The organism is Clostridium sp. Marseille-QA1073 (assembly GCF_054863625.1).
Window position 1 is genome coordinate 26,613 of the sequence record NZ_JBSVQM010000032.1, and the last position, 8,612, is coordinate 35,224.

General features: G+C 26.7%; 7 protein-coding genes. All 7 read right to left on the reverse strand.

Annotation, left to right across the window (positions count from 1 at the left end; all coding sequences use genetic code 11):
- Nucleotides 1-2: 2 nt before the first annotated feature.
- Nucleotides 3-428, reverse strand: a complete 426-nt coding sequence (locus ACY1IQ_RS19310; protein ID WP_461615515.1) for an NfeD family protein — start codon at nucleotides 426-428, stop codon at nucleotides 3-5.
- Nucleotides 429-626: 198 nt separating this feature from the next.
- Nucleotides 627-815, reverse strand: a complete 189-nt coding sequence (locus tag ACY1IQ_RS19315; protein ID WP_461615516.1) for a hypothetical protein — start codon at nucleotides 813-815, stop codon at nucleotides 627-629.
- A gap of 266 nt (nucleotides 816-1,081) precedes the next feature.
- Nucleotides 1,082-1,552: an IS200/IS605 family transposase gene (gene tnpA / locus ACY1IQ_RS19320; RefSeq protein WP_461615517.1), complete on the reverse strand. Its 471-nt coding sequence runs from the start codon at nucleotides 1,550-1,552 to the stop codon at nucleotides 1,082-1,084.
- A 193-nt stretch (nucleotides 1,553-1,745) separates the two neighbouring features.
- On the reverse strand, nucleotides 1,746-3,260 hold the full coding sequence (locus tag ACY1IQ_RS19325) for a YfcC family protein (protein WP_461615518.1): 1,515 nt from the start codon (nucleotides 3,258-3,260) through the stop codon (nucleotides 1,746-1,748).
- Nucleotides 3,261-3,809: 549 nt separating this feature from the next.
- Nucleotides 3,810-5,732, reverse strand: a complete 1,923-nt coding sequence (locus ACY1IQ_RS19330) for an ABC-F family ATP-binding cassette domain-containing protein (RefSeq protein WP_461615519.1) — start codon at nucleotides 5,730-5,732, stop codon at nucleotides 3,810-3,812.
- 571 nt (nucleotides 5,733-6,303) lie between these two features.
- On the reverse strand, nucleotides 6,304-6,831 hold the full coding sequence (locus ACY1IQ_RS19335; protein ID WP_461615520.1) for an ECF transporter S component: 528 nt from the start codon (nucleotides 6,829-6,831) through the stop codon (nucleotides 6,304-6,306).
- Between the two features lie 832 nt (nucleotides 6,832-7,663).
- A partial coding sequence (locus ACY1IQ_RS19340; RefSeq protein ID WP_461615521.1) for a DUF4349 domain-containing protein occupies nucleotides 7,664-8,612 on the reverse strand: 949 nt, incomplete at its 5' end.

The following is an 8,612-nucleotide window of genomic DNA, read 5'->3' on the forward strand; positions in this document are numbered from 1 at the left end:
TGCTATTCATCTCCCTTTTTAATAATAAGTTTATTGTTCTCTATATCAACAACAATAAAACTTTCACCACTAATTATTGGTGAACCTATATTTTTTACTCTCCAATATACGCCGTTCACCTTCATTTGTTCTTCTTTTATAATATCTATATTTGCTACAAATTCTTGTCCCAAATATTTTCCCATCATTAGCTTCTCTTGCTTTATATTCTTTTTAATATATTTTCTAGAGTATTTTAGTCCTAGTACAATTGAAATTCCACCTATCATTACAGCAATAAAAACTTGTACAGGAAATACTACAAAGAAGCCTAATAAAAAAGCTGGTATAAAGCCTATAATAAGCCAGGAATAAACAAAGTCACTTGTAAGAAAGTCAATTACTATAACAAAGGCTATTAATAGAAGCCAAATCCAATTAATTTCCATCCCTCTCACCTCATTTTATACTATAATACTATATATTCCTGCTAATGAATTATTAGTAATTATCTTTAATATAATAATACCTTATATTTCAACAAAATGCAATATAAACTTTATAAAATAGTATAAAAAAACCCTTTTTAAGTTATAAAATATTATCTTGTAATTTAAAAAGAGTTTTCAAAATGAAAACTCTTAAAATTAATCTTCAAATTCCCCTAATAAACCTTGAAGCCTTTGTGCTTGATATCCACATTCTTTTGCCAATGCCTTAAATTCATCTCTAACATTTTTATCATCTACTTTATCAGCGTAGCTTTGAAAATCACGAACATTTTCTTGAAGGTCAACAAGTTTTAGTTTAATAACTTCTCGAGTAGAAAGCTCCATATTTTCACCTCCTCTTTTAATGTTAGTATTTCCAAAGAAAAAAAATATATATTTAAAATCAAAATAATATATAAAAAATCTAAAATTTATTTATATTAAAAAGTAACTAATAAAAATAATTTTATAAAACATATAGAAATCAGGACCACCCGTAAAACGGGTGGTTTGCTTTAGCCCTATAAGGGCATATTACTAGCTGTGCTGCTCGCACGCCGAACGGTTTGCCAACCACAAATTTTTACTAACTACCCCTAAAGGGGTTTATTTTATCTGCTCTTCTTTACTGGCTCACCCGTAAACGGGTAAATATATTCTTTTAAACTCAATTGCTCATATGCTATATCTTCTTGTATTTGATTTTTTATATATTCTTCAATTACTTTTTTATTACGCCCAACTGTATCAACATAATATCCCTTGCACCAAAATTGTCTATTTCCATACTTATATTTTAGATTAGCATGTCTATCAAAAATCATAAGAGAACTTTTTCCTTTTAAGTATCCCATAAACTGAGCTATGCTTAATTTAGGTGGAACACTAACTAACATGTGTATATGGTCCTTGCATGCATTTGCTTCTATTATTTCTACACCCTTATGTTCACATAACTTTCTCAATATTACTCCAATATCAACTTTTATCTTTCCATATATTATTTGTCTTCTATACTTAGGTGCAAACACTATGTGATATTTACAATTCCATTTGCTATGTGCTAAACTGTTATTGTTCATTATGAACTCCTCCTTTGTATTTCAAGTATTGGTCGGCAAACCTAATACTTATTTTACTAAAGGAGGATCTTTTTTTATACTCATAGCTAAAAGCTTTTTAGAACCACAGGTATAACCTGTGGTATTCTTTTATACAAATAAAGTCTATCATTAAAATAATTTTTAATGATAGACTCTGCACTTTATAAAAATATTATAGAATTACTTGAACAAATAGCATTGCTATGGATAATCCCCCCATTAATGCCATTAGCGGTAAAATAAATTTCAGCCATTTATCATAGGTTACGTCAACCATTTCCAAACTAGCTAATATCAATCCTGTTGGAGTAATAAATGACATCAATCCTTGTCCATACTGATATGCACTAACAATAACATCTCTTGACAGTCCAACTGCATCTGCTAGTGGAGCCATAATAGGCATTGATAAAGTTGCAAGTCCTGATGATGATGATATGAAGAATCCTAATAAACTAAATAGTATTAAAATAACAACTATAAATAACATAGAGTTCATACCTTCAACTACTCCTGATGAGAAATATAATATAGAGTCACTAATTAAGCCTTTTTCCATAATGATGTTAACTCCCCTAGCAACACCTACAATTAATGCAACTCCTATAAGATCTCCAGCACCAGTAACAAATTTGTCAACAAATGCTTTTTCTCCTATTCCAGAAATAAATCCTATTACTATTGCTACTGCTAAGAATAATGCAGTCATTTCAGTAAACCACCAACCCCTTGATGATACTCCCCAAATCATTACTCCAAAAGCTAAGGCAAAAATCAGTAACATAAACTTTCTTCTAAAATCAAAATTTGGAATGTTATTAGGGTCATAATTACTTAAAAATTTATCTTCAATATGTTGTTTATCTGCATGAATTAATGAGTTTTTAGAATCAGCCTGAACTTTCTTTGCATAACGAATTATGTAAATTAAAGAAATTACTAATGATAACACTAAGCCAATTCCTCTAAATGTTAATCCCTCTGTAAAGCTTATTCCAGCAGCATTAGATGCTGTAACAGATGAAAAAGGGTTCGTAGTTGCAAACATTGTTCCTAATGATGAACCCATATATATTGCAGCTATACATACTAATGCATCATATCCTGCAACTAAAAATATTGGCATCAATATTGGATAAAATGCTATAGTTTCCTCTGCTAATCCAAAAGTAGTACCTCCTATTGCAATCAATACAGTTACTACAATTATTAGCATCATTTCTTTCCCTTTTGTCGCCTTTGATAAACTAGCTATTCCAGCATCAAAAGCTCCTGTATAATTAATAACCCCAATTATACCTCCAAGAATAAATACGAACATTATAATATCAATTGATTCATACACCCCTTGAATTGGTGCAGTTAATATTTCGAAAGGTCCTTGCGGATTGCTTTCTATTTTTTCATAGGTATTAGGTATAGCAATGGGCTTACTAATACTTCCACTAGTGAATTTAGATACATCAACTTTCATGTTTAATTTATCTAATACTTCTTGTGTAGCAGGAAGCTCTTCTATTTCACCAGATGGTTTTGTAATCGTAAACATATTAGTTTCAGTGTCAAATTTTAATTTAGCATAGCTTCCAGCTGGTATTAAGTAAGTTAATGCGGCAACAAGAATTAATACAATAAATGTAACTGTAAAGGCCGTTGGAAAACCTTTTTTCTTTTTTTTGTTACTCATTTTTATCCTCCCTTATTATGAAAATATTCTAAAAATTTGTCACAGGAACATTATACACCATGTTACAAATTTATTAAATATTTATTAAATATTTTTTATATTATTATTTATTTTTTATATTATAAATCATAGTATTAAATATAATAGTAAAAAGTATAAAAAATTATACATAATTTGTAAAATAAGCTTGTTTTTAATCTCAATTTTATTTGTACGTTTAGAAGATAAAAAATAAAGTAATTCAATATAATAGAAAATAAGTTAACATACTAATCTATTATTTTTGAAGGTGTCTTATCTTTTATAAATTTGAAATATCTATATTATCTATAGTACTTGTATATAAGAATCTAAAATATACACTTAAAAATGCATTCTCTATAAAAAGCTTATATTACTGGAAATTAAGAATTAAAGATGAAGACTTTTAGAATAAATTTAATTCTAGAAAACTCCAAAGCCTTTGACTTTGGAGTTTTATCCTTAATTTTTCATTTTAAATTTATAAATAAAGTTTTTATTTATAAAAATTAAAACAAAGCATATATCTTATATATTATTTTCTTTATTTTCCTTAATTTTTTCAGATAGCTCATTAAGATAAGTCCATCTTTCCATTAAATATTCTAGCTCCTCTTCAATCTTACTTTGCTTTTCTAGTAGTTCTTGAAGTAATACAAAATCACTTCCTGCATTACTTATATTTTCTTCAACTTCATTTAATTCATTCTCTTTCTCTTCAACTTTCTCATCGATCTCTTCATACTCTTTCATCTCTTTATAAGAAAACTTTAATGGTTTTTCTTTTTTAGATTCTTTATTTTTAATTTCTTTGGTTTTACTTATATTTTCATCTTTTTTCTCATTAGATAGGTAAAGTTCACTATATTCTTTATAATCACTATAATTACCTGTAATTTCTAATATTTTTCCATTACCTTCAAAAGTAAAAATTTTATTAGCAATTTTGTCTAAAAAGTATCTATCATGAGATACAGTAATTACTGAACCATTAAATTCTTCAAGATACTCTTCTAATATAGTAAGGGTATCTATATCTAAATCATTAGTAGGCTCATCTAAGAACAATACATTAGGACTCTCCATTAATATTCTAAGTAAATACAACCTTCTTTTCTCTCCACCAGATAGCTTTGATATAGGAGTATATTGCATTGCCCCTTCAAACATAAATCTTTCTAGCATCTGAGAAGCAGAAATTGTAATTCCGTCCTTTGTAGTTATAAATTCTGCTATCTCCTTTATATAATCAATAACTCTAAGTTTCTCATTCATCTCACCATTTTCTTGAGTAAAATAACCAAGTTTTACAGTGTCACCAAATTCAATTACTCCACTATCTACTTCTAATCTACCACTTAATATATTTAAAAGTGTAGACTTTCCTACCCCATTTGGTCCTATTATTCCTATTCTATCTTCTTTTGTTGCAATATAACTAAAGTCCTTAATTAACTGCTTTTCTCCAAATGATTTATAAATATTCTCCACATTAATTATTTTTTTGCCAAGTCTACTACTACCTGTGGATATGTCTATTTTATTATCCTTTATTTCAATTTTACTATTTTTAATTTCTTCAAATCTTTCTAATCTCGCTTTTTGTTTAGTACTTCTAGCTTTAGCTCCCCTTTTTACCCATGATAATTCTTTTCTATATAGGTTTTGTCTTTTTCTTTCTAAGCTTTGCATAAGTTCAATTCTTTCAAGTTTCTTTTCTATGAAAGTTGAATAGTTTCCCATATATCCATAAATGTTTCCATTATCAATTTCAATTATTTTGTTAGCTACTCTATCTAAGAAATATCTATCATGAGTAATCATCAACAATGCAGATTTTCTATTTCTAAGTTCATTCTCCAACCATTCTATGATATTATTATCCATATGATTAGTTGGCTCATCTAAAATTAATAAATCACAAGGAGATATTAGAGAGGAAGCTAATGCTACTCTTTTTCTTTGCCCTCCAGATAGAACTTTCATCTTATCATTAAAATTATTTATACCTAATTTTGTTAATATTCTTTTTGCTTCACTTTCTAACTGCCATCCATTTAAAGCATCCATTTTACTTTGAAGAAAGATTAAACTTTTTTGAAGAGCAGTATTTTCGCCATCTAATGAAAGTTTGTAAAGTATACTTTCGTATTCTCTTAACACTTTCATAACTTCTGAAGAGCCTTTAAAAATCTGTTCCAATACAGTATCCTCTGCTTCGTAGATAACTTCTTGAGGTAAATACTCTATTCTAAGTCCATTCATTTTTATAATATTACCACTATCAGAAATCTCCATTCCCGCAATTATCTTTAAAAGAGTAGATTTTCCTGCTCCATTTACACCTATTACTCCTATCTTGTCTTCATCAGTAATAGTCAATTTTATATTTTCTAATAGTGTTTTATCACTATAGCTTTTGCATATATTTTCTAAAGTTATTAAATTCATAGAACTCCATCCTTTTAGTTAATTTTCGTAAACTTGTTTTATATATAGAAAATTAATTCTTTACATAAACTTAAATTTTATCTTGTTTCTATATAATTATACAGAAATACTATAACAATTTCACTATTAATTAATATTAGATGTCTGAAATAGAATAGTTTATGAAAACTTCTAATAATATTTTCTACCAGACAAAGTGAATTTAGTATAGATAAAACACTTAAAGAGTTAACATATAGCTAATATAGCTACAAACTTGATATTTCAATTCATAATTCACAATGAAAAATTCACAATTATAGTTGAAATTAATTCTTTGTGAATTAATAAAATATATCACAATACTTATTAGTTATTTTTTTAAACATACTTAAATATAATATAATATCAAATAAAAGGAGGAACTTTATGGCAAATAAATCGAAGAAAGCTACAGATAAATCAAATAGTAAAAAGAAGTCAGACTCTAAAAATAATAAAGGTAAAAAGAAATAGTAAAAAGTCGTGATTAAAAATCACGACTTTTTATTAGAACTCTTATCTTTTATTTGAATATCATAAAAATCTAAATTTAAGCTGCCATATCTTTTCTTTTATTATTACTATAAAGTAAATTTCCTGTAGCCTTATTTATAGATGCTACTAAAGGCAAAGTGATAAAACCATCAACAATATGATGTAATACTCCACCAATACCTACTACAATTAATGCTTTATATAAATCAAAACCAAAAGGCATTACAACTAAAGCTTCTAAGAAGCCATGCAGTGGTGCAGTTATAAAAATAGTCTTAGTAAAACTTACATTTTTAAGTATTAATTTTGCTCCTACAAATCCTACTATTATGTGCATTGCTGCCCTAGCTGCAATTACTGGATCAGGAAATGCAAATAAGAATCCAATTGCAGATCCAATACCAACAACTGCTGCTTCAAAAGGTCCTAAAAACATAGATAAAAACATTGGTACGTGTGATGCTAAAGTTGCAGAAAATGGTGGTATATATATTCTCAAAGTTGAACCAAAGACTAATGGTATGATTATAGATATAGCCATCAATAATGCTGATATTACCATTTTTTTAATATTCATTTTCATAATAATCTCCCCCATTTATAGATATACTACCTTAAAGATTAATGTATAGTTTAATATTGCTAAATATTTCAATTCTCAACTGTAAAAGTAGTATATCCACTATCTTATATACCACTAATTATATATTACTCTTTTTCATTTGTAAATGCATAAGTAAAAATACTTATAAAATTAAGAAGAGAATAAATTGTAAATATTATTCCTCAATATTCTATAATTATGCATTATTTTAAGTTGTTAATTAAAATATTTAATGGAACAGCTATTAGTTATAAATTAACTTTTTAAATTGTAGATATGAACAGTATTCGCCAGTTCTTTTTAATACGTTTTATAGTTTAATATTTATTTAATAATATATGGCGAACACTGTTCACCAATACAGTTAATCAATTCTAAATTTCTCAGTTACCATTGAGAAATATCCGAAATTGTGAACTATTAATTTTGAATTTAGTAATTTTAGGGATGATAACAATAAGTGTTAATTATTTTCAGAAATAGATTAAATTTAGAAGTTATATATTTATATATGATGTGATGATGTAGAAATGAAAAAAGAGAGGGAGTTATACAACTTTTTAAGTCAAAGCTATTGACGTAAGCCTACTCATAACTCCAAAGTTTTATATATCTATTTTATCTTATGGTTAGTATTTAGAATACATAATCTTATAGGTTTCTTTGAATCTATAACTTTGTATAGAACAGAATTATATTATTCCAGTGAGTTTTCCATAAATTATTGGAAGTTAAAGAAATATTATGTACAATAAATGGCAATTTCGTACAAATATAAAGCTTTATATTTGTACGAAATTTAGGTAACTACCTATTTTTTTGAAAATGGCTTAATAAACTTATCTTTTATATTAAATTTTTTTATTATAAATCTAAATAAGAACACTATTAATCCTATTACAACTATATATGGAATAGATGCAGCAATATAAATAATAGAATTTTTTATTAAATATCCAACATCTTTTATAGAATTTATAAAAGAATTGATCATTTTTTCAAATATACTTCCTTTTACATCAATTTCATTCTTAATTTGTTCAACTTCTTCTACATTGATATATACTGTTGAATACTCTATTAAATTATCTAAATTCTTTAAATAACCTTCTACTGACTCAATATCATATCTAGCTTTAGAAAGTTCTGATTCTACTGCAATTATATCAGTAACATTTTTACTTTCTTTAAGAATTTCTAATAATCTTTCTTCTTTTACCTTTAAAACCTTAAGTCTAGCTTCATTATCAACATATGTCAAAGTTACATCTTCACCATGTTGTCCTTCTTGAGTTACATGAGCTATAGATTTTAATTTAGTAAGGTACTTCTCTAAATCTTTACTTGGAATTCTTGCTGTTATATTACCATTTCTATTATAAGTATTTCCTTTATTGTCTATACCATTACCATTCATATAAGAGCTCTGTATAAATCCTTTAAATTCATCTATACTTTTATTAATTGCTTCAATAGATTTTTCAAATTCAGTAGTTTGTAACGTAATATCTACATTTCTTATTATTTTTTTAGATGAAGAGTTAATAAGTTTATTTTCTTCCACTTTATTCTCTTTTACTTTACTGTCTTCCATTACCTCGCTATTTTGCTCACCATCGTTTATTGCATAATCTTTAGCAGAACTTTCACATTGAAAACTCTCTTCTACTACTTCTGATTTTTTAGCAGTACCACAGCCAATGAATGTAAATAAGCTAATAAATATAGCTAAAAAAATACTTAAAAAATTTCTTATAGGA

What these genes read in the sequence shown, in the direction of transcription:
- ACY1IQ_RS19310 (WP_461615515.1), bottom strand. Translation starts at nt 428, where the DNA reads ATGGAAATTAATTGGATTTGGCTTCTATTAATAGCCTTTGTTATAGTA.
- ACY1IQ_RS19315 (WP_461615516.1), bottom strand. Translation starts at nt 815, where the DNA reads ATGGAGCTTTCTACTCGAGAAGTTATTAAACTAAAACTTGTTGACCTT.
- tnpA (WP_461615517.1), bottom strand. Translation starts at nt 1,552, where the DNA reads ATGAACAATAACAGTTTAGCACATAGCAAATGGAATTGTAAATATCAC.
- ACY1IQ_RS19325 (WP_461615518.1), bottom strand. Translation starts at nt 3,260, where the DNA reads ATGAGTAACAAAAAAAAGAAAAAAGGTTTTCCAACGGCCTTTACAGTT.
- ACY1IQ_RS19330 (WP_461615519.1), bottom strand. Translation starts at nt 5,732, where the DNA reads ATGAATTTAATAACTTTAGAAAATATATGCAAAAGCTATAGTGATAAA.
- ACY1IQ_RS19335 (WP_461615520.1), bottom strand. Translation starts at nt 6,831, where the DNA reads ATGAAAATGAATATTAAAAAAATGGTAATATCAGCATTATTGATGGCT.